We start from the raw sequence: 20,556 nt of genomic DNA, 5'->3' as shown, positions 1-20,556 counted from the left end.
TCAGAAGCATATATATTCATATGCAAATGGCGGCATGACAAAAGAAAGAAACTGCTGGCAGGCAGCAGTTTCTTGTTTTGTCAATCAATCTTCCAGACTGATCCAGACGCTTTTCACTTCTGTATAATTATCCAGCGCATAAGAGCCCATTTCCCGTCCAAGGCCGGATTGCTTATAGCCGCCGAAAGGTGACGCCGCATCAAATACATTGTAGCAGTTGACCCAAACGGTGCCGGCCTGAAGACGGTCAGCAATGTAATGGGCGTTTTTCACATTCTCGGTCCATAGTCCGGCTGCAAGGCCGTATTCCGAGCGGTTCGCCCGCTCAATGACTTCATCAACCGTATCATACGGAATGGCGGCTAAAACCGGACCGAAAATTTCTTCTGTTGCGATGGTCATGCTGTCATCCACATCCGCAAATACGGTCGGGGAGACAAAATACCCTTCTTCAAACGGGCAGCTTCCGCCTGTGACAGCTTTGGCGCCTTCCGCTTTTCCTTTTTCAATATAAGAAAGCACGCGCTCATGCTGTTCCTGGCTGACGAGCGGGCCGATTTGCGTATCCTGATGAAGGCCGGCTCCTTGCCGAAGTGATTTCGCATATGAAACCATTTCGCTTACGACTTCATCATATTTGTCTTTGTGAATGAAGACACGGGAGCCTGCACAGCATACCTGCCCCTGATTAAACATAACCCCGTTTAAAGCGCCGGGGATGGCTTTTTTTAAATTGGCGTCAGGTAAAATGATGTTAGGTGACTTACCGCCAAGCTCCAGTGTTACGCGCTTAATATTTTTCGCGGCTTTCTCCATGATCTTTTTGCCGATTTCTGTAGAACCGGTAAAAGCAAGTTTATCAACATCGTCATGGTTGGTCAGCGCTTCCCCGGCTGTCTCGCCGAACCCAGGAACAATATTGATGACGCCGTCAGGGAAGCCCGCCTGATCTATTAATTCCGCTAAATAGAGGGCGGTCAGGGGTGTCTGCTCTGCCGGTTTCAAAACGATTGTGCAGCCTGTGGCAAGGGCGGCGCCCATTTTCCACATCGCCATAAGGAGCGGGAAGTTCCAAGGGATGATTTGCCCCACGACGCCGACAGGCTCATGGCGGGTGTAATTAAAATATGAGCCGGCGACCGGAATCGTTTGTCCGGTTATTTTTGTGGACCACCCGGCATAATAACGCATATGCTCGATTGCCAGCGGGATATCTCCATTCGTTGTTTCATTAATCGGTTTTCCGTTATCAAGTGTTTCAAGCTGCGCGAGTTCAGTTTTGTGCTCTTCCATTAAATCGGCAAGCTTATACATCAGCCTGCTTCTGGAAGCGGCCGGCATAGTGCGCCATTCGCCGTGATCAAAGGCTTTGCGTGCCGCTTTCACTGCGCTGTCAATGTCTTCAGCCTGTGCCTCGTAAAGCGTCATCAAAGTTTCTCCGGTTGCCGGATTTGGCGTGACAAATGTTGCTCCTGAAGCGCTCGGAACAAATTTTCCGTCAATATAAAGCTTCTTCGTGCCCTGTAAAAATGTTTCCAGCCTTTTTGTGATCTGCATCGTTAAAGAACTCATTCGTAACAAACCTCCCGAAATTTTTTATGGTCTGTTTTGAGCATCTTGATGTCCGCGCAAAGTAAGCGCATACAGTCATTCTATAATACAGACCCCGGTAAAATCAATTGATAACCGTTATTGCAATTCACAGGAAAAAACAGCTACAATAAGCTTATCGATGAAGAAAAGGAGTTTTACAGATGATTCATAATAATTGGCAGACAAAAGAAAGCGTCAAAAAAGTAAAATGCGTACATACAGATGCGAAAAAATATATTGTCAAAAACGTGCTGACGCCCGGCAAAGAGTACGAAGTCAAAAATGAAACAGAAGAGTTCATTTTTGTGGTGGACAATACAAATAAAGTCGGCGGTTTCTATAAAGAGTATTTTGAAGAAGTCTGAAGCTGAATGAATTTATTCGCACAGCTTCAGCGGGTGTAATCAGAAGAAGGCTGACACTGTGATGGATCAAATCTCAGATACCTATAAAGAAAGAACAATGATACGGATCGTTGATGTTTTGCAGAAACCGCGGCATTCAGAAGCCGCGGTTTTTTACCGTGAAAAGAAAAAACTGACTTTTCGAAAAAAATATGGTTTTCTTGAAACCTTTTCATCCGCTGAACCGTATTACTACATAACAGAGCACCTTTCGCGAAAAGGCTTATCTAATGAACGTTCTAAAAATGTAATCTGTTCGTAATGGTTTAAATGCCGCCTATGTCGTATTCTTATATAGGGATAAAGAACTTATTTTTTATGATTGTAATAAAACAATAGTATAGAAGCAGAAAGTGGGGTTCTTCATTGGGAATTTTTTCTGTCAGCAGATCAACCGACACAAAAAAGCTGGAGGCTTTGCTCGTTGAGGGAGAACGGATCGAAACGATTTATAAACTGCGGGTTGACCAAATATGCTTTACAAATAAACGAGTGATTTTCTTTGATAATAAAATGTTCTCCAAAAAGAAAGTGCGCGTCTTCCTTCCATATAAAACAATTGAAAGCTTCGCCATTCAAGAAGCTGGGATGTTTGATCCCGATACAGGTCTTGTTTTAATGACAAGAGGAAAAACATTCGAATTGGAATTTGCAAAAGAAACGGACTTGACCGAGGTTCAAGCCATCTTAACAAAATACTTATGCAGTTAAATATGACATAAAAGCCATCCGAATGCAGGCGGATGGCTTTTTTATTAGATAATGCTTGTTTTTCCGGAGTTCGAATCAATAAGATCCGGATCAGCAATAGAACTGATGGGAATATAAATCGGTGCCAAATCACCATTTTCTTCACCGAATCCGTAGTTGATCTTATTGGATAAAAAATAATCGATTTGCTGATAGGGGCCGATCGTAATGGAAGAACCGCGGTCGGCCGCATTCACTTTAAAGCCCCCTACATTTACCAAAACCGGCGAAAACATCATAATGGGCCTCCTTTCCCGGCGGGAATTTTATCGCATGCTGACTCGAAGGTAGACGGAGAATCAATTTGATCCCTGTCATCCACTTTGCCGTTCGTGCCAAAAAAGCCGCTCGCATCCCCAAAATTCTGTCCGTATCCCTGATTCTTTTTATCAGAATTCTGCCATTCTGCCAGTAAATTTTGTCCGACATTCACCGCTGAAGCATTTTCAAAGGAATTAATTTTCAACATGAAAATATTAATATTGATATATGGAGTTGGTTGAACCACAGGCAAACCTCCTTTAATACAGGTGTATGCCGGCTGTTATGACCGTATGCTTAAACAGGGGGCGATAAAAATGGACTTCGACAAGATGAAGCAATGGATGGAAATGGCGCAAAACATGTCCGGCGGCGATTTTTGGAAAAACGTTTTTGATGATGAACAATTGAAATCATTTCAAAACGGCCATTCTAACTTTCCCTTTCAACAGGGAGATGGGCAAATGAGAAGGAATGAGGATACTTTTCCTCTTATAGATATTGTGGAAACCCATGATGAGCTCCAATTTTTGCTGTATTTGTCCCGCTACCGGAAACAAGATGTTCAGCTGCTGTCCTACGGAGAATATATTGTCGTAAAAGGCACGAGAAAATCCTTCTTCAATGAACAGGATTTTAAACAGAAGACCGGAAAATACGGCGATTTCGAAAAAAAACTCGACCTTCCTCATTCCGCTCAGGGAACGAAGGGAATGCAGGCGGTGTTCAAAGACGGAATTTTATATATATCAATTGCTAAACATCTGGGGGATGCAAGCCAAATCATTATCGAAGGCTGACCTTATTGGCGGTGCTGTCGATTAGATCTGTATCATCGATACTCATGATAGGGATAACGACAACGGTGCAATCTCCGCTTTGTTCACCGTACCCTTCATTTCTTTTATTAACGGCTGTGCGCCTCAGTATCACGGAAGAACCGATGTTAAACGTCGCTCCGCCGCTGACACCGTTCATTTTTATATGCTCAAAGTTGATAACGGATGGAAAAAACATCATGATTCACCTCCTTTTTGTATACCATGTTTATATATTCGCAATGCAGGACGCATAGAACTTTCCAAGAGTGACGGGGAAAGAAGTGATTTTTCTTGAAAAAAATAATGAAAGAGCTTTTCAAAAAAGTATGTGAAGAAGAACTAGACAGGATTAAGAAAGTAGAGCAACAGCTTGATGAGCTTCAGGATAAATGTCATCCTGAGCCGCAAACGATTGAAGGGGAAAAAACATATGTCCATATCGAGCGCGTCAAAGTGGACAAAGTCGTCTACAACATTGATTTTGAAAAGCTGAATATAGGAGAGCTGAGCGGAATGCTGAATATCGGCGCCACATACCATACGCCGGAGCATCAGCTCAAAAAAGCCTGCCCTGAAGAATTTCGGGACAACCAGCAAAATGATGCTGCAAAAGAAGAAAGACAGACAAAGCAGCCGGCCCCGAATGTCACGATCAGGGGGAGAAAGCACTGATCTCCATTGTTTCAGCCGCCTTTTTCGAGGGTATGTAATAACTGTGACTCTAGGAATACAGACGAAAAAGGAGATGCTGAACATGTCATTATCAAAAGAACAGCGGGACAGTCTTTATCATAAATTAATCGATTTAAAGGAAAGTCTTCAGGGAGAATCAAAAGAAAATCATTCAATGAGTGAAGACACAGGGGAACTGTCGAACGGAGTAGATAATCACTTAGCTGATCACGGAAGCATTTATTTGGACAGGGTCACGAATCAGACCTTGGATGAAGTCGATCAGAATCTTTTAGATGAAGTGAACGACGCCCTCGAGCGAATGGATAAAGGAACATACGGAATATGCGAAAAAACGGGAAAAGAAATTCCGTATGAAAGGCTTGAAGCCGTTCCGTACGCCAGAATGACTGTCGAAGCGCAGCGAGAAGCAGAGGGAGATGTGAAAACAGACGCTCCGTCATATGAAAGGGAATTTCACGAGCAGGTGAAAGACCTCTCAAATAAAGAAACCGTTGATCAAAAAAGCTCACAAACTTACGAAATCCTGGATCGCGAGCAGGATTCACAGTAATATCAGCAGGTACATTCACATGTACCTGTTTTTTTATTCCATAAAAAATCTCGGAATCGAAATAAAAACGTTGACTTTATATAAAAAAGAAAGTAACATACTATTTGTAAGTAAATATTAAAAGATTACCGGGAGGAATTTAGAATGTCTCAAGTATTATTTGTAAAATCAAGTGACCGTACGGCTGAAGAAGGCGTATCCGTAAAATTATACGAAGCGTTTTTAGCTGCTTATAAAGAAAACAATCCGAATGATGAAGTGATCGAACTGGATCTTCATAAAGAAAACCTTCCTTACCTCGGAAGAGATATGATTAACGGAACATTCAAAGCTTCAAAAGGAATTGAAATGACAGACGAAGAGAAAAAACAAGCATCAACTGCTGACATTTACTTAAACCAATTCGTCAAAGCTGACAAAGTCGTATTTGCCTTCCCGCTTTGGAACTTCACAGTGCCTGCTGTGCTTCATACTTATGTTGATTACCTGTCTCGCGCAGGGGTTACTTTCACATACACGCCTGAAGGGCCTAAAGGTTTGATGGGGGATAAAAAAGTAGCGCTCTTAAATGCACGCGGCGGCGTATATTCTGAAGGACCGATGGCATCTCTTGAAATGTCATTAAACTTCATGAAAACCGTTCTCGGCTTCTGGGGAGTTCAAGATCTGCACACTGTTGTCGTTGAAGGCCATAACGCCGCACCGGATAACGCTCAAGCGATCATTGAAAAAGGACTGCAAGAAGTGAAAGATCTGGCTGCAAAATTCTAATTTCCAAAGACTCTTGCGCCCATTAGGGTGTAAGAGTTTTTTCTATTATATAGAAGAAACTGGTGACAACTTTCGCAGTGATCTTATATTGATATATTGATATTTTGTCGAAAAAACAACTTTTATGGAGATAAAAGCATTTTTTACACAGAAAAAAGGTTTTCTGTAAAAGAATTAACCCTCTTGCTAAAATACGACTGATGGTGTAGGATATAAGAGAAGCTACAGTGTTCGTATTGTTAATTAAGTTTTAACCTTTAAGCTGTAATAGGGAGTTTTATATCGGAGCCGGAATGTCATGCCTCCATTGCAGAGGACGACAGGAACGCTTCTGCAAACACCCACTTTGAGGAGTGGTGGTTTAAAACTTTCTTACTTGCGTACGGCATACGTAGCGAAAGCCATTTCCCTTGCGGAGATGGCTTTTTATTTTGGATTACCTACTGAGCGGAACTCTTTATCAGTATGATAAAATGAAAGAATCAAAGACAAAGTGAGGTTTTACAACATATGCTGGATAAAGCCCAATCCCTTCTGGCGCATTATTTTGGCTACGACAGTCTTCGCGCGGGCCAAAAGCAGGCGATACAATCAGTTGCAGAGGAGAGAAAAAACACGGTCTGCATTATGCCGACGGGGGGCGGAAAATCAATCTGCTATCAGATTCCCGCACTGCTGTTTGAAGGTACCACTATCGTTATTTCCCCTCTTATTTCCTTAATGAAAGATCAAGTCGACGCGCTTGAAGAAGCGGGTATCGCGGCAGCTTATATTAACAGCACTCAGACAAGCCGGGACATTCATGAGCGACTGACCGGTTTGAAAGAAGGGGCTTACCGGCTCTTTTACATAACACCGGAGCGTTTGACTTCTCCTGAATTCATTCACATCCTGCAGAATATTACGGTTCCTCTTGTCGCCATAGACGAAGCTCACTGTATATCGCAATGGGGGCATGATTTCAGGCCGAGTTACCGGAATATCGAAATCCTTTTTAATGAATTAAAAGAACCTCCTGTCATTATCGCGTTAACGGCGACGGCTACGCCTGAGGTTCATGATGATATCTGCAAGCAGCTTCATATTCATAAAGAACATACTGTCTATACCGGTTTTGCCAGAGAGAATTTAACGTTCAAAGTAGTAAAGGGCGAAAACAAAGACCGTTTTATCGAGCAGTACCTGGACAGAAATAAACACGAAGCCGGCATTATATATGCAGCGACCAGAAAAGAAACCGACCGTATATATGAGAAATTAAAACGCAGCGGCATTAATGCCGGCCGTTATCACGGCGGATTGGCAGATGATGACAGAAAAGAGCAGCAGGAGCGGTTTCTTAACGATCAGATACAAGTGATGGTTGCCACGTCAGCTTTCGGAATGGGAATCGACAAGAGCAACATCAGATTCGTTCTCCACGCACAGATTCCAAAAGATATGGAGAGCTATTATCAGGAAGCCGGACGGGCCGGGCGCGACGGTCTCGATAGCGAGTGCGTGCTCTTGTTTTCTCCGCAGGATATTATGGTGCAGCGCTTTTTAATAGACCAATCGGCAGCCGGAGAAGAAAAACAAAAGCAGGATCTCAAAAAACTGAGACAGATGGTGGATTACTGTCATACGGAAGATTGCCTGCAGCGGTTTATTCTGAAGTATTTCGGCGAGAGTGAGGCGGAAGCTTGCGGAGCATGCGGCAATTGCACTGATACAAGGACAGCCCATGACGTCACAAAAGAAGCGCAGATGGTATTGTCATGTATTATCAGAATGAATGAGCGTTTCGGAAAAACGATGGTCGCACAGGTGCTTAACGGGTCAAAAAATAAAAAAGTGCTGGAAAACGGCTTCAGCAGCCTGTCCACATACGGCATTATGAAGCATCAAACAACAGGGGAAATCAGTGATTTTATCGAATTCCTGATTTCAGATGAATATATCAGAATGGCGGACGGTACATTTCCGACGCTTATGGTCACACAAAAAGGCAGGGACGTTCTGCTCGGAAAGAGCGCAGTCGCGAGAAAAGAAGCCTTAGAGGCCGCCGCCGTTACCGAAAACGATGAATTATTTGAGATTCTCCGGCGTCTCCGCAAAGAGCTCGCAGCGGAACAAGGCGTGCCTCCATTTGTCGTGTTCTCAGATCAGACGTTAAAAGAAATGTCGGCGAAACTTCCGAAAACAGATCATGATCTTCTTTCCGTAAAAGGGGTAGGGGAACAAAAAAGATTGAAATACGGAGCGCTTTTTTTAGAAGTAATCCGAAATTATGTAAGAGAAACAGAGTGAAAAAAAAGTTTTTTTAGAGATTTGCACATTATGTTTTCCGTTCGCAACGGAAAAATCAGAAGCTTGAAAACCCTTGCTGTATCAGGGTTTCAGCAAGACTTACCAAGCGAGAGAAATGTTTCATGTAAAGGAACTGTAATCTAAATCAAATCGTTTTGTTATTGAACTGACATTTTCATATGTTACGATATCACCTGTTAGCCGCCAATAAAAAGCTAACAAGGGAGGATTTACTTATGAAGAAGACGATTATGTCCTTTGTGGCAGTTGCAGCAATTTCAACAACTGCATTTGGAGCTCACGCTTCTGCAAAAGAAATCACGGTGCAAAAGGGTGATACGCTCTGGGGGATCTCGCAAAAAAACGGAGTGAACCTAAAGGACCTAAAAGAATGGAATCAGTTATCTTCTGATTTAATCATTGAAGGAGAGAAACTGACTATTTCTTCAGTAGAAACAACCACATCTGGGCAGTACACAGTGAAGCAGGGCGACAGCCTCTGGAAAATTGCTCAGAAATTCGGAACATCAGTCAACAATCTGAAAAGCTTGAATAACTTGCAATCAGATATCATTTACGCAGGCACAACCTTAAAGGTGAAAGGTCAGGCTCAGGCTGCACAGCCGGCTCAAGAAGCCAGCCAGCCGCAAACTGAACAAAAACCAGCTGCAGAGACAGCACAGCCAAAACAAGAAGCTGTCCAAAAAGAGCAGCCTAAACAAGAACCTGTTCAAGAACAACAACAACCTAAACAAGAAGCGAAGGCTGTCGAAGCAAAACAGCAGCCTGTTCAATCAAATACAAACCAACAAGAGCCTAAAAAGCAGCTGACAATGACTGCAACTGCTTACTCTGCTAACGACGGCGGCATTTCCGGTGTAACGGCAACCGGAGTTGACTTAAACAAAAACCCTGATGCAAAAGTCATCGCGGTAGACCCAAGTGTCATTCCGCTGGGCTCTAAGGTTTATGTTGAAGGTTACGGAGTAGCAACAGCAGCAGATACAGGCGGCGCAATTAAAGGAAATAAAATTGACGTATTTGTTGCAAAGAAAAGTGACGCTAACAACTGGGGCGTCAGAACAGTAAATGTTAAAGTATTAGACTAGTTTCATATAGAGAGTGAAGGACACAAGGCAAAATGCCTTGTGTTCTTTTTTCTTCCCTTTTTTGTCTGTGTATAATCGTTATATGCTGAAAAAGAAAAAGCGTTCCTCGAATATGATATGGAGACAATGATTTTGAAAACGGCATCTGAAGGGATGATTCGAATGGAGCCGGAACTTATATTTTTATGGAATGCCTTCACAGAATCACCGATATTTCAAGCAGGTATATGCACAGCTTGCGCCATTGTGCTGCTGGTCATCGGATTGTCTATGCCGGCTGTGAGGCTGTTTCAGGCGCTTGAAAGAGGGAAGGGAAGGCCCGCCGTTATTGAAAAGGTGAGACACACCGGCGTAACGATGAATGGCAGGTGCGGGCTTGTTCTCCTTTTAGACATGAAAAATCAAGACGGAACGTATGATAAACGCGAACTGGCACATGCCGTGTGTCATGAAGAAATCAGCCGTTTTTATGAAGGAGCGCCCGTATGGGTGATGCCAGCGGCTGACGGCCGGTTCAAGATCGCTCCGCGCACGCCGGGGCATTAACACAAAAAGACGGGAAAGCAGCCCCGTCTTCTTGTGTTAATGCTGGTCGATCCATATCCGTCCGCCTTCTGAGCCGGCTTCTATCCTGCATGTTCCTCCGATCGGGAATGTCATCAGAGGTGTGGTATGGCCGAAATCAGCATTTGCGATAACGGGCATGGACGACAGTTCTTCTTTCGTACGGATGACGGCACGCAGAGCCTCTTCAGACACATTTGAAGCATGCTGGAACCGTCCGATAACAATTCCTTTCACGGCTGAAAAAGCGGGGAGATGGATGAGTGACTGCAAATCCCGATCAAACATATGAATGTTAGACATATGATCATCTTCTATAAACAGAATTACTTGTTCCATCTCGGGAAAGTATTCCGTGCCTTGCAGAAGATTCAGGGTGCATAGGTTTCCTCCGATCAGTGTTCCTTCCGCATAACCGGATTGAATGACGAGCGGTCCCGGATTCCGATAAAAACGTCTGTCCTCCTGGTCCATATACCATTTGTCATCGCTCCACTCGGCTGAAGGCAGTACTTCATACGGAGTGTCAGAAGCACAGCAGGCTAAGAAAGAGTCAATCGTATAGTCCAATCCTTTTTTCATGGCGAATGAAGAAAAATGGGGGCCAGAATATGTAACAAGCCCGGTTTTTTGATAAATCGAATGGCCGAGGGCGGTAATATCTGAATAGCCGCAAAGGATTTTCGGGTGCCGCTTGATGATTTCATAATCAAGATAACGGAGCAGCTGATTTGATTGGAATCCGCCGAGTGTCGTCAAAACGGCTTTGATGTCAGGATCAGCGAAAGCTTCGTGCAGATCCCGGACACGCGATTCAATGGATGATGAATCAAATTCATTTATTTCTTTCGCATACTCTGAAAAAGAGACACAAAAACCCAGCTCCTCCAATTTTGTCTTTGCGGCATTTATATTTTCTTCTGACATGACGGACATGCTTGTTGCCGGAGAAACAATACGAATGCCGTCACCTTTTTTCAATTTTTCCGGGTACAAGAAAAAACCCTCCTCTTATGGTTTTATCTATTACACCATATAAAAGAGGGTTTTTCTATTGTTTTTTACAGGTCGACCCATTTAATGCCGCCTGATTGCGTATCATTGTCAATCCAGACATCAAACTGATGCTTCTCATAAAAATGAATGAGTCTGTCGACATGATCCCAATCACGCTTAGCAATATCACCCGTCACTTTCGGGATATTCTGCTCTCTGGCGATATGTTTTAAAAACTTCATGCAGATTGAGCCGTATCCGTGGTTTGGCGGGCCTTTAATGTCCCCGATATGAATGGCATTTTCATAATAGGAAGCGATCAGTGAAAAACATCCTCTTCCCAGGTAGGCTGATTCACAATCAGTCAGCATAATCTTACATGTTTGGCCATCATCAATCGAGGAAACAATGATCCAATCGTCATTGTTCGATTGATCAATACCAAGCACTCGCGCGTCTTTAGATACATCTTTCAGATTTTCCCGCATCCTGAAAATCTGAAATTCAAGCTTATGAAGTTCTTTTTCCAGCTCTTTCTGGTCTCTTTCTTCTGCAGTAAACAAATTCATACTCCTTTCACAGTGCAAAACATCTTAGTCAAACACAAGTATCCATTGTAGTAAATGATGTCTTGGTTTGTAAATGGGTTTTGCAAAAACTTTTCTTAGAAAAGTCTGCCGTGTATATGTGGATTGACGTTTTTAAAGCCGCCAGGTTAGGGAAAGGAACAGTGAGCAGCGGAAAAAGGAGGAATCTATAATGGCAATTGACTCACTCATCGGCAAATTGAAGTACGTGATGACGGAATCTCCTGATAAAATGCTCTCCTTATATGTAAACACGGATATGAGAAATCCGGACCAGCAGGGGGAAGAGTGGAAAATCGCCTTAAAAACCGGTTTTCGGAGATTAAAGGAGTATCTGTCTGCCAGTGATCCGGAAGAAGAAAAATCTCTCGTCCGCATCATGGAACGTGTCTATCAATATATTGATGGGCTCGGTAAAGAGATGCCGCGAAGTCTCGTATTTTTTGCATCTGGAGAAGGCGGTATCTGGGAGACGATTGAATTGCAGGTGCCTGTTGAAACACGGTTTTATTGGGAAGAAACGGCTGTTCTTGACCAATTAGAACATCTTCGTGAACAATATCCGAGCACGGCTTTTATTCTCACACAGCAGAATGAAGTGAAGATCATAGAAACAGTACTCGGAAAGATTGAGGGTGTGGAGCATTACCAATACGATGTCATCAATGAATCGTGGAAACCGCAGGATGTAAGTGAAAGTTCCGCATCGATGGACGAAGACGCTGCCAAAGCCCATGTCGAAGAAAACCAAAAAAGGCTGTATAAACGATTGGCTTCAAACCTTGATCAAAAGGCCGCATCACACAAATGGGAGCGTCTCGTAATCGCGGGGGATAAGGAAACAGCCGATATTCTCGATCACCATATGAACAAACCGATTGATAGAATCATCCAAAAAAATCTGCTGAATGAAAATGAGCATAAGGTCATAGAAGAACTGTTAAAGGAAGCGTAATAAAACGAAAGGCCGGGTTTCTTAAGACCCGGTCTTTTTAGGGCTTAAGTTTGTCTAATTTCTGACGAAGCGGGCGAAACCGTTGACATCAAAGCTGAATTCTCATACCATTTGGATAGTCAGTAAAATTGAGAGAGGTCATAAGATGAACCAGACAGAAAACAAACCTAAAAGTTATACCGGTATCGTGCTGACATTGACCGTTCTGATCAACGGGTTAATTGCGGTGCTGTTTTTTATGCCGAAATCGGGTGAGGTCAGCATAGCCAATATTCATATTCTGCCAATGTTAAATGCTATTTTTAACAGCTTTACTTTTATCTTTTTGCTGGCAGCGCTCTTTATGATTAAGCAAAAAAACATTCAGGCGCATAAACGCTTTATTTTAGCGGCGTTTACGACGACTCTGCTGTTTTTGATCTGCTATGTCGTGTACCACTCGATAGCTGAGAACACTTTATTCGGCGGTCACGGCATTATTCGCGGAATTTATTTCTTTATTTTGATTACGCATATTTGTCTTTCCGCCATTATCGTGCCGCTTGCGCTGTTTACGCTGATCAGAGGCTTCAGCATGCAGGTGGAGCGTCACAAAAAAATCGCAAGATGGACGATGCCGCTCTGGCTGTATGTCAGTCTGACGGGTGTCATTGTATACTTAATGATATCGCCGTATTATTAAAAAAACCGTGCTCTGCGCGGTTTTTTTATTGAAAAAAGGCGCCCTCATACAGGGCGCCTTTTACTCTTCAAGCGTTTCAAGTGTTGTTACATTTAAGGATTGTTCAACGGTTTTGGTTTTTGCTTTTACTTTTTCTGCGTACGTGTAATCACCGTAGCAGTAGGGATAACGGAAATTGTCTTTATTCCCTCCGCAAGTGTATAATTTCGGATTCTTTTTGACCTGCTGCTCGGAGTATTGTTTTGCCAGTTCCTCAGTATGCGATCCTCCATGTTCAGCCACAAAATCAATATAGCCGACTCCCATGTTGTAGCTTTGTATAATCGTATCCAAATCTACGCCTTTTTTCTTGCCTGCTTGATACATGAGAGTGAATTGTTTGATTCCCTGTTTGATACTGGTTTGAGGGTTTTTAATTTCATTTCGCTTTAAACCCAGAGATTCTGAAGACTGCATGGGATCGTTTCCTCTTCCTTTTGACTCCTGATATATCATGCCGAGTACCAGCGATGTATATTTGGTGAGTCCTTTTTCATCCAGCTCGTCTTCTACGAGCGGTTTGTAATCTGTCAGCCGTTCAAGCACGATCGGTTTGACATCAAACGGAAGACTTTTGAGCAATTCATTATTTGAAAATAACAGGATGAGAAAGAAGGAAACCATGACAAAAACACATATCATCATAAGACCCGCGGCAGCGAAACAGCCTTTTTTCTTTTTCTCCACTGTGTTTCACCCTCAATTTCAGGAGCATTATGACTTTTTCATTATGACACAGATAACCGCGCGAAACCAAGCAGAAACCCGTATTTGAAACATAAATTTAAAATAACGGTTCTTTTGCCAGGCGCAGGATGTATCAGCATCAATTGACATTTGGTATAATTGGGCTACTTAAAAAAAGAAGGGTGAGGTATATGACTGAATTTCACGAATCCGGAAACAAGAATGACCCCGCTGTCGATTTAGATGAGGAAACATTATTTTTGGTTGCCCAGACCTTTAAGGCGCTGTGTGATCCGACAAGAATCAGAATCCTCCATTTACTGTCACAGGGTGAGCACGCGGTAAATGATATCGCAGAAAAGCTGAATTTGCTGCAGTCCACCGTTTCTCATCAGCTGCGTTTTCTTAAAAATCTGCGCCTCGTCAAATCACGGAGAGAAGGCACATCCATTTATTATTCTCCTGAGGATGAACATGTGTTAGATGTGCTTCAGCAAATGATTCACCATACGCGGCACGATTAAAAAACATCCCTGCTTTTTAGACAGGGATGTCAGCCGTACTGACCGTTATTGGTTTGGTCTCTGCTCGTTTTTAAAACATAAAAAGAGAATCCGCTGTAATAAACAGCAATGAAATAAAAGACACTGATGGTCAGCGGATCTGCGCCGACCGTTTGGCTGTACGCCTCCGGATGGGTGAAATCCGCTGTGACTCGGTAAATTTCAATAACCCGATAAACAAACCTCGAGATGAATAACGTTAATAGAATAAGTTCAATCCACAGATGAGTGCGAAAATACATTTTTCCGCGGCGTTCTTCAAAAGAAAGGTTCCGTTTGGCAAAAAGGACCAGAAGCCAGCCGCAAAAAGTTCCGAATATCAGATGGCCGTATAAAGCCGGGTGTGTGATGCTGAAAAACGCCAGAGCGGCGGCCAGCAATGAAAACAAAATCATTCTTGTATAAAGCCAGCGGGGCTTCAAAGGCTGAAAGCCGACGGACCGTTTCACCTTTTTATACAGAAAAAAGGCAATCATTAAGACAGGGCAGATGCTTTGAAGTGTGATATGCATGGTGCGGAACTCCCCCTCCGTTGAGTAGTGTATGCTTATCCGGCTGGTTTTAGTAGTCTGATTTATTCGCAGGCTGAAAGCATCTTTTATCACAGTATGCGCGTTTCTTTTTTTGGTATAAGAGAAGCGCCGCGCCTTTATCAGGATTTAAACAGAAAGTTCTTGAAAAACTAATGGTATTAGTTATAATAAAACTAACACTATTAGTTTTTAGGGGGATATTGATGAGAATCTTACAATACGGAACCGTTTGGCAACTGACCTTTTTTCCTGCGCTTTTCCCGGTGAATTGTTATTTGGTTGAAGAGGAAGAAGGAGTAACCCTGATTGACGCCGGACTGCCCAACAGTCATAAAGGAATCAAACAAGCATTACAGAAGCTTAAGAAACCGCTGAATAACATCTTACTCACCCACGCGCATGGAGATCACGTCGGTTCGCTTGACTCATTATCCGCGGAATTTCCGGATGCTTCCGTCTATATTTCTGAACGGGATTCTTTCTTGCTGAAAGGTGACACTGCTTTATTTGAGCATGAAGCACAAACGCCGATAAAGGGAGGAGTGCCGAAACATATTCAGACCGAGCCTGATCATCTGCTGAAAGGCGGCGAGCGGGTCGGATCTTTGCTTGTCATTCCCGCCCCCGGGCATACGCCGGGAAGCCTCGCTTTTAAAGATCTGAGAAACGATATGCTGATCGTCGGAGATGCTTTTCAAGTACGGGGAGGCCTCGCTGTTTCAGGTAAGCTGAAATGGAGATTTCCGTTTCCGGCTTTTGCTACATGGAATAAAGAAGAAGCTGTCAAAACCGCAAGAACACTTATCTCTCATAAACCAAGCATTTTGGCCGCCGGGCATGGAAACGTTCTCCACAATCCCGCTGATTTGATGGCTGAGGCGGCTGATGAAGCCGAACGCAGCCTGCCGGGAGGCCGATCATAATGTCGCCGAGAGTCGGAATGAGCCTTGACATGATTATCGGAGCGGCATCAAACATTGCTGACGAAAAAGGGCTTAACGAAGTGACGCTTGCGGCGGTAGCAAAGTCCTTAAACGTAAAACCGCCTTCCCTTTATAATTTTGTCGATGGTCTTCATGGAATTAAAACAGAGCTGGCCGTCTCCGGTTTAACCATGTTATATGAAAAAATGGCGGCCTCCTCAGCAGGCCTGTCAGGTGAAACGGCTTTGCTCGCTCTTGCTGATGCCTATATCCATTTCGCCGAAGCCAATCCCGGATTATATGAAGCGACATTTCAAAAAGTAAAAGACGGCCGAATTGAGAAGCTGTCCAGCCTGCTTGTGGATCTTGTTGTCAGGCAGCTGACAGCAAATGGTTATGCACGTCCCGAAAACGCAATCCATGCCGCAAGAGGACTGAGAAGCCTTCTTCACGGCTTTGCCGTGCTAAGAAAACAGAGTGCATTTGAATTAACGGAATCAATTAAGGAAAGCCGGAAGTTTGCCGTTGTTGCTTTTTTAAGAGGTTTACAAACGAGTGAACAATAATAATATTATGTAAACTAATGAATAAAACGGATTATCCAAAAGGAGGGACAAATGGATTCATTACAGCACCTCATTTGTGAACGGCGCACGTATTCACATATTTTTGATTCTCATACTCACTCCTACTGTCAAATGCTCTTTCCGCTTGAAGGACAGCTGGACTTGGAGACAGAAAGCTGTGAGATTAGATTAAAACCGGATCAAATGCTGTATATTCCGCCCGGGCATGAACACCGGTTCCGTTCTTTGGAACGAAATGAATGTCTCGTACTTGACATGCCGGCATATTTTTTAAAAGGATCATTTGAACCCGGCGTTATCAATAAGCTTGATTCTTTTTGGGCATCAATTCGGTTTCTGCTGACAGAAGAGACAAAGCAGCAGTCGGTTCATTCATTGAGTCTGCTCGCAGAATATATTGCTGAAAAGATGCAAGAAAGCGCTGCGAATGATTCAATCGCGTATATCCGCCGAAATCTCTCAAAGACATTTACAATCAAAGAGCTCGCCGCAATGGAACATTACCACCCGGCTTATTATTCCGACTGGTTTAAAAGGCAGACGGGGAAAAGCCCCAAAGCTTATATTGCCGAGCTTCGGATGAAGAAAGCGGAGCAAATGCTTATTGAAACAAAAGACCGGCTGACAGACATCGGGTATGAGGTCGGCTTTCAAAATTTGTCTTCCTTTACCAGATGGTTTGTCAGACATAAGGGAATAACGCCGCGCGCTTACCGAAACACCTTTCAAACGGATAAATAAACCCGAAGATCGGTTAAATAAACTGCGTCTTTTTTTGGTATCATGATTGTAAAAAAAGGAGTTTTTGAAATGGCAGTCATGGAAGATTTTATCAAGCTCGATCTCAGAATAGGAACGGTCGTAAAAGCAGAAGTATTTCCGGAAGCAAAGATGCCGGCCATAAAGATGACAATAGATTTCGGCGAAGAAATCGGTATGAAGCAATCAAGCGCCCAGATTACAAAACGGTATGAACCGGATGATTTGACGGGCAGGCAGGTCACCGCTGTTGTCAACTTTCCGCCTCGCCGGATTGCCGGATTTAAGTCAGAAGTACTCGTTCTCGGCGGCATCCCGGAAGAAGGAGACGTGGTTCTGCTTACGCCCAAGCAGACCGTACCGAACGGAACGAAAATCGGATAATAAAAAAAGACGTTTGCAGAAGCAAACGTCTTTTGCGTATTGAGGCGATACACCACACGCCACATTCGTGTGTGCCGCAAGGGCATGTGCATCGGCTTACACAATTCAGCTCATCGCTATATGAATATAGCATGGCGGGTGCAGAAATGCAAGAGAAATTATTGAAATGAGGGCTGAATTACCGCATGACCTCTCGTCAGGGCGTTTAAATTAGGTCAGATTAAGAAGGGATTAAAGGGATATTTCTTTGGTATATTGGAACGAAAATTCAAGCAGAGTTACTTTGAGGAATTGGAAGCATAATTTTGTGAACCTGGCGAGGTATAGCTCATTATGAACCCGACCCTTGGTTAAGTATATATACTTAAATAAGTCTATAAACGATAGTTCAGCCTGAACCATTGCTTTATCCAGAAGTGGAGAACGAAACAGAGAGACATCATGTAGTTCTGTCGGTCCTCAAAATAGAGGAATAAGTGAAGAGGTCGTCACATTTTGTTACCAACGAGCACATCATCAATGATCATGTGGGTAAAACAATCACGACTTTTGTATAGGAATTCTTACAAAAAAGTAAGGTGAGTGTAAGATAACCGCATTTCTTCACAATAAAGTATTAGATAAGAACTATAAAAGGAGTAAGGAGTGATGAAAAATGAAAAAAATGACCGTTTTTATTATAGTATTAGGCTGTCTATCGGTTTTCATGTTAGGAGGTTGCGCTGATCGAGGCGCTGTACTAGAAAGCGATTATTATGTTCAAATTCATGGAAAGGCAGAAAAAAACGAAAACAAAGACAATTACGTTTACAATTTAGAAGGGTATAACGAGAAAGGTAAGAAAAAAATGGTCTCTTTCTTTGTTGAAAAGCCTTATCAAGAAGGGGACATTGTACGTGTGCCGAGGAGCCATGACGGATATACTGGGGAACCTGAAGCTATTAAATCCGATAAACTGCCGGAAAAGATCAAAGGCCGATTTAATCTAAAGAAATAACAACAACCTGAGGTAAGTAATGTTTCGATCAGCTGAAACGAACAATGTTCAGTCCAGGACAAAGTTGATCGGAACGTTATTCCTATCAGAATCAACCACCCCAAATTGGGAGGCGTAAAAGGATCGTAACATTCTTTCGAACCAACTCAATTTGATTCAGTGCTACTGTCCACTCGTATAATGGCAAAGGGTGCACGAATCGTTCAGTCAGATATACCCGAAAGCAATGATGGAGTAACGGAATGGGATGCCGTATATTGCGACACCGTTCGGTCAGTAAAAACAAAGTGCGTCAAAATGTGGATATGTGTTCTGGTCAGAGAAACGAAGGAGGGATTTACGAATGGATTCAAAAGATGATTACTTTAAAACAGCTATTAAGTCATACTGCAAGCGACAAAATATGTCACCACAAAAATCACATTTTTCTAACCGGATTAATAATGAGCATACAAGTATTACTCAAAATACTTGCCACTCCTATCCAAAGTAGCCATTGTGCTGCAGTCAGCCATGAGGCAGTTAGGATAAAGAGTCCAATGGCAATTGATATATAATTGCCGGCTCGGTTCAGTTTACGTTTGCAATGAATTTTATATTTGGCATGAGAAATAAATTGATAGATTTTATCTTTCAGCTCATCGCTTTTTTCCTTCATCTTATCCTCTGTCTCTTTTACTTTTCGATAAAGCATATTATTCACCGTCTGCACTCCCATATCGCCGTTTTGAAAATTCAGCCATGATTTTTTCTTCATAGCCATCTGAGATGAATTGTGCCTGATCTTTAACTTGTAAATGTGCTTTTTCTTCAAAACCAACCTGTTCTTCACCATCAAAACGATAAAGTTTTTGCAGCAGCCTCCAGAATGTTTCAATTTCATCAGTTGTGAAGTCATGAAACATATCCGCTAAAAAATAGGTGGATTTTTCTGTGTAGGAAATTAACGCTTTTTTTCCTTCAGGGGTAATTTCAATATTGATTGAACGTTTATCCAGTTTGCTTGGCAAAGTGTGAACATATCCTTTTTTCGCGAGGCTTGAAATTAATTTGTTAGCGGTTTGTTTTGTTGTGCCCAGCTTTTTAGCGATATTCATAAGTGTGGTATCTTCCGTCGGTAAATGGGCAATAGCAATAAGAGTCATGTGCTGTCGGGAAGTCAACGCTTCTAAGTATTCGTCCCCCCGAGTTTGCACCTTATTGACAACCGAAAATAATGATGCGTAACTTTGTTGCATAAAATGCAGTTCCTTCATTAGTAAATTAATATCCATAGTTATCTCCAATCTAAATTGTCACCTTGTTGACAGTTATAATATACATCGAAATAGAAAATAAGTCAACATGGTGACTAATAGGGATTTACGGTTTGTTTTCACAGGGGAGAGGGATGCAAAACCCTTGGAAAAGTTTGAAGGATACTTTATTAGGAAACAAAGATATCACAGGTAAGAGAAATAGTAGAGGACTCAAAGCTGAATCCAAAGTGAGAAGGTGTTTGACATGCAGAAAGTGAACTGGTCAGAACAGTATGAATGGTTCAATAAACAGGATGAAAAAGACGGGCGTTTGATGGCGCTTCTTCGTCATGAGCTTTCATATGGTGAGATCTTACGATTATACAAGAAAGGGTTTTATTTGAAATCAAAAGAAGGGAATGTTTCCTTAAATAAGGACGATATCCGGTGTATGTTTGGGGTTGAGGAGAAAAAGGGCGGCATGTCTTAATGAACGGGAAGAGAAGAACTCTTCCCGCTTTTCGTGGCAGGTGTTAATCTTTTTCCAGCATAGTAGTCAGCCATTCTCTTAATGCAGTCTTTTGTACATACCGCTTTCCGTTTCTGGTAATGTGCGGAATGCCGGAAGTGTCAGGCACGATTTGTTTCGCTTCTTCCTTTGTAACTCCTAAATAATGGCCAATATAGAAGTGCAGATCTTTTTCCTTAATAAGAATTTGGTCAGTGTGTTCATGAGAATCAGGTGATTTAAAGTTTTTTAATCCGTCTCCTATGAAATATCCGGCTAAAGCGATGCCGATGCCGGTAAATATATCCAT

30 protein-coding genes and 1 other RNA gene are annotated in these 20,556 nt (G+C 42.7%); 20 read left to right on the top strand and 11 right to left on the bottom strand.

Annotation, left to right across the window (positions count from 1 at the left end):
* Positions 1–84 precede the first annotated feature (84 nt).
* Positions 85–1,572 (bottom strand): aldehyde dehydrogenase family protein, encoded by a 1,488-nt coding sequence (locus ACW5MY_RS09670; protein ID WP_071348163.1) that lies wholly within the window; start codon positions 1,570–1,572, stop codon positions 85–87.
* Positions 1,573–1,754: 182 nt separating this feature from the next.
* On the opposite strand from ACW5MY_RS09670, the gene ACW5MY_RS09665 reads away from it, so the two are divergent.
* The 3 genes from ACW5MY_RS09665 (at position 1,755) to ACW5MY_RS09655 (ending at position 2,708) form a co-directional block, all read left to right on the top strand.
* On the top strand, positions 1,755–1,958 hold the full coding sequence (locus ACW5MY_RS09665; protein WP_007407979.1) for a DUF6501 family protein: 204 nt from the start codon (positions 1,755–1,757) through the stop codon (positions 1,956–1,958).
* A 61-nt stretch (positions 1,959–2,019) separates the two neighbouring features.
* A complete protein-coding gene (locus tag ACW5MY_RS09660) occupies positions 2,020–2,259 on the top strand; it encodes a hypothetical protein (RefSeq protein ID WP_232469738.1) in 240 nt (79 codons plus the stop codon).
* A gap of 104 nt (positions 2,260–2,363) precedes the next feature.
* A complete protein-coding gene (locus tag ACW5MY_RS09655; RefSeq protein ID WP_003153783.1) occupies positions 2,364–2,708 on the top strand; it encodes a PH domain-containing protein in 345 nt (114 codons plus the stop codon).
* Between the two features lie 44 nt (positions 2,709–2,752).
* Here the strand turns inward: ACW5MY_RS09655 and ACW5MY_RS09650 are convergent, their stop codons facing one another.
* Complete coding sequence (locus ACW5MY_RS09650; RefSeq protein WP_013352524.1) at positions 2,753–2,986, bottom strand: hypothetical protein; 234 nt, start codon at positions 2,984–2,986, stop codon at positions 2,753–2,755.
* Entirely contained in the window at positions 2,983–3,255 is a 273-nt protein-coding gene (locus ACW5MY_RS09645; RefSeq protein WP_014470303.1) for a hypothetical protein, read from the bottom strand. Before ACW5MY_RS09645 ends, ACW5MY_RS09650 begins: the two co-directional genes overlap by 4 nt.
* A 70-nt stretch (positions 3,256–3,325) precedes the next feature.
* Between ACW5MY_RS09645 and ACW5MY_RS09640 the strand changes: the two genes are divergently transcribed.
* Positions 3,326–3,808, top strand: coding sequence for an Hsp20/alpha crystallin family protein (locus ACW5MY_RS09640; protein WP_289394431.1), 483 nt, complete (start codon positions 3,326–3,328; stop codon positions 3,806–3,808).
* Here the strand turns inward: ACW5MY_RS09640 and ACW5MY_RS09635 are convergent.
* Positions 3,795–4,028 carry a hypothetical protein gene (locus ACW5MY_RS09635; RefSeq protein ID WP_289394430.1) on the bottom strand — a complete coding sequence of 78 codons (234 nt, stop codon included), beginning with the start codon at positions 4,026–4,028 and terminating at the stop codon, positions 3,795–3,797. The genes ACW5MY_RS09640 and ACW5MY_RS09635 overlap by 14 nt on opposite strands.
* 92 nt (positions 4,029–4,120) lie before the next feature.
* Here ACW5MY_RS09635 and ACW5MY_RS09630 point away from each other — a divergent pair, with 92 nt between their 5' ends.
* From ACW5MY_RS09630 to ACW5MY_RS09600, 7 genes are all read left to right on the top strand, one after another.
* Complete coding sequence (locus tag ACW5MY_RS09630; protein ID WP_353131713.1) at positions 4,121–4,501, top strand: hypothetical protein; 381 nt, start codon at positions 4,121–4,123, stop codon at positions 4,499–4,501.
* Between the two features lie 82 nt (positions 4,502–4,583).
* A complete protein-coding gene (locus ACW5MY_RS09625) occupies positions 4,584–5,075 on the top strand; it encodes a TraR/DksA family transcriptional regulator (RefSeq protein ID WP_065521107.1) in 492 nt (163 codons plus the stop codon).
* Positions 5,076–5,219: 144 nt separating this feature from the next.
* On the top strand, positions 5,220–5,846 hold the full coding sequence (locus ACW5MY_RS09620) for an FMN-dependent NADH-azoreductase (RefSeq protein ID WP_462061885.1): 627 nt from the start codon (positions 5,220–5,222) through the stop codon (positions 5,844–5,846).
* Positions 5,847–6,062: 216 nt separating this feature from the next.
* Positions 6,063–6,248, top strand: a non-coding RNA gene (gene ssrS / locus ACW5MY_RS09615) — 6S RNA.
* A gap of 108 nt (positions 6,249–6,356) precedes the next feature.
* Positions 6,357–8,135: a DNA helicase RecQ gene (recQ, locus tag ACW5MY_RS09610; protein ID WP_289394425.1), complete on the top strand. Its 1,779-nt coding sequence runs from the start codon at positions 6,357–6,359 to the stop codon at positions 8,133–8,135.
* Between the two features lie 236 nt (positions 8,136–8,371).
* Complete coding sequence (locus ACW5MY_RS09605) at positions 8,372–9,244, top strand: 3D domain-containing protein (RefSeq protein ID WP_013352516.1); 873 nt, start codon at positions 8,372–8,374, stop codon at positions 9,242–9,244.
* Between the two features lie 162 nt (positions 9,245–9,406).
* A complete protein-coding gene (locus ACW5MY_RS09600) occupies positions 9,407–9,790 on the top strand; it encodes a hypothetical protein (RefSeq protein WP_289394462.1) in 384 nt (127 codons plus the stop codon).
* A 36-nt stretch (positions 9,791–9,826) separates the two neighbouring features.
* On the opposite strand, the gene ACW5MY_RS09595 is transcribed toward ACW5MY_RS09600, so the two are convergent.
* Positions 9,827–10,804, bottom strand: coding sequence for a S66 family peptidase (locus ACW5MY_RS09595; RefSeq protein ID WP_013352514.1), 978 nt, complete (start codon positions 10,802–10,804; stop codon positions 9,827–9,829).
* 65 nt (positions 10,805–10,869) lie between these two features.
* Positions 10,870–11,373: an N-acetyltransferase gene (locus ACW5MY_RS09590; protein WP_013352513.1), complete on the bottom strand. Its 504-nt coding sequence runs from the start codon at positions 11,371–11,373 to the stop codon at positions 10,870–10,872.
* A gap of 190 nt (positions 11,374–11,563) precedes the next feature.
* Between ACW5MY_RS09590 and ACW5MY_RS09585 the strand changes: the two genes are divergently transcribed.
* Both ACW5MY_RS09585 and ACW5MY_RS09580 read left to right on the top strand, forming a co-directional pair.
* Positions 11,564–12,346 (top strand): VLRF1 family aeRF1-type release factor, encoded by a 783-nt coding sequence (locus tag ACW5MY_RS09585; protein ID WP_013352512.1) that lies wholly within the window; start codon positions 11,564–11,566, stop codon positions 12,344–12,346.
* Positions 12,347–12,491: 145 nt separating this feature from the next.
* Entirely contained in the window at positions 12,492–13,028 is a 537-nt protein-coding gene (locus ACW5MY_RS09580) for a DUF420 domain-containing protein (protein ID WP_013352511.1), read from the top strand.
* 60 nt (positions 13,029–13,088) lie between these two features.
* Here the strand turns inward: ACW5MY_RS09580 and ACW5MY_RS09575 are convergent, their stop codons facing one another.
* Positions 13,089–13,754 carry a lysozyme family protein gene (locus ACW5MY_RS09575; RefSeq protein WP_014470309.1) on the bottom strand — a complete coding sequence of 222 codons (666 nt, stop codon included), beginning with the start codon at positions 13,752–13,754 and terminating at the stop codon, positions 13,089–13,091.
* Positions 13,755–13,945: 191 nt separating this feature from the next.
* Here ACW5MY_RS09575 and czrA point away from each other — a divergent pair, with 191 nt between their 5' ends.
* On the top strand, positions 13,946–14,278 hold the full coding sequence (gene czrA, locus ACW5MY_RS09570) for a Zn(II)-responsive metalloregulatory transcriptional repressor CzrA (RefSeq protein WP_013352509.1): 333 nt from the start codon (positions 13,946–13,948) through the stop codon (positions 14,276–14,278).
* A 29-nt stretch (positions 14,279–14,307) separates the two neighbouring features.
* Here the strand turns inward: czrA and ACW5MY_RS09565 are convergent, their stop codons facing one another.
* Positions 14,308–14,829 carry a hypothetical protein gene (locus ACW5MY_RS09565; protein ID WP_013352508.1) on the bottom strand — a complete coding sequence of 174 codons (522 nt, stop codon included), beginning with the start codon at positions 14,827–14,829 and terminating at the stop codon, positions 14,308–14,310.
* Between the two features lie 224 nt (positions 14,830–15,053).
* Here ACW5MY_RS09565 and ACW5MY_RS09560 point away from each other — a divergent pair, with 224 nt between their 5' ends.
* The 5 genes from ACW5MY_RS09560 (at position 15,054) to ACW5MY_RS09540 (ending at position 18,500) form a co-directional block, all read left to right on the top strand.
* The gene (locus tag ACW5MY_RS09560) at positions 15,054–15,773 is read left to right on the top strand and encodes an MBL fold metallo-hydrolase (RefSeq protein ID WP_013352507.1); all 720 of its coding nucleotides are present in this window, start codon (positions 15,054–15,056) and stop codon (positions 15,771–15,773) included.
* Positions 15,773–16,339, top strand: a complete 567-nt coding sequence (locus ACW5MY_RS09555) for a TetR/AcrR family transcriptional regulator (RefSeq protein WP_013352506.1) — start codon at positions 15,773–15,775, stop codon at positions 16,337–16,339. Before ACW5MY_RS09560 ends, ACW5MY_RS09555 begins: the two co-directional genes overlap by 1 nt.
* 51 nt (positions 16,340–16,390) lie before the next feature.
* Complete coding sequence (locus ACW5MY_RS09550; RefSeq protein WP_013352505.1) at positions 16,391–17,101, top strand: AraC family transcriptional regulator; 711 nt, start codon at positions 16,391–16,393, stop codon at positions 17,099–17,101.
* A 69-nt stretch (positions 17,102–17,170) separates the two neighbouring features.
* Positions 17,171–17,503: a chaperone CsaA gene (gene csaA, locus ACW5MY_RS09545; RefSeq protein ID WP_289394423.1), complete on the top strand. Its 333-nt coding sequence runs from the start codon at positions 17,171–17,173 to the stop codon at positions 17,501–17,503.
* Positions 17,504–18,158: 655 nt separating this feature from the next.
* A complete protein-coding gene (locus ACW5MY_RS09540) occupies positions 18,159–18,500 on the top strand; it encodes a YxeA family protein (RefSeq protein WP_013352503.1) in 342 nt (113 codons plus the stop codon).
* Between the two features lie 418 nt (positions 18,501–18,918).
* On the opposite strand, the gene ACW5MY_RS09535 is transcribed toward ACW5MY_RS09540, so the two are convergent.
* A complete protein-coding gene (locus ACW5MY_RS09535) occupies positions 18,919–19,203 on the bottom strand; it encodes a hypothetical protein (protein ID WP_014470312.1) in 285 nt (94 codons plus the stop codon).
* Positions 19,196–19,774: a MarR family winged helix-turn-helix transcriptional regulator gene (locus ACW5MY_RS09530; RefSeq protein WP_013352501.1), complete on the bottom strand. Its 579-nt coding sequence runs from the start codon at positions 19,772–19,774 to the stop codon at positions 19,196–19,198. The genes ACW5MY_RS09535 and ACW5MY_RS09530 overlap by 8 nt, the downstream gene beginning before the upstream one ends.
* Positions 19,775–20,003: 229 nt before the next feature.
* On the opposite strand from ACW5MY_RS09530, the gene ACW5MY_RS09525 reads away from it, so the two are divergent.
* The gene (locus ACW5MY_RS09525; RefSeq protein WP_014471891.1) at positions 20,004–20,228 is read left to right on the top strand and encodes a hypothetical protein; all 225 of its coding nucleotides are present in this window, start codon (positions 20,004–20,006) and stop codon (positions 20,226–20,228) included.
* Between the two features lie 43 nt (positions 20,229–20,271).
* On the opposite strand, the gene ACW5MY_RS09520 is transcribed toward ACW5MY_RS09525, so the two are convergent.
* The gene (locus ACW5MY_RS09520) at positions 20,272–20,556 is read right to left on the bottom strand and encodes a hypothetical protein (RefSeq protein WP_013352499.1); all 285 of its coding nucleotides are present in this window, start codon (positions 20,554–20,556) and stop codon (positions 20,272–20,274) included.

Source organism: Bacillus sp. Bwzl_19 (genome assembly GCF_054900515.1).
The sequence above is the reverse complement of the archived record's forward strand: the minus strand, read 5'-3'. Positions and strand labels throughout refer to the sequence as shown.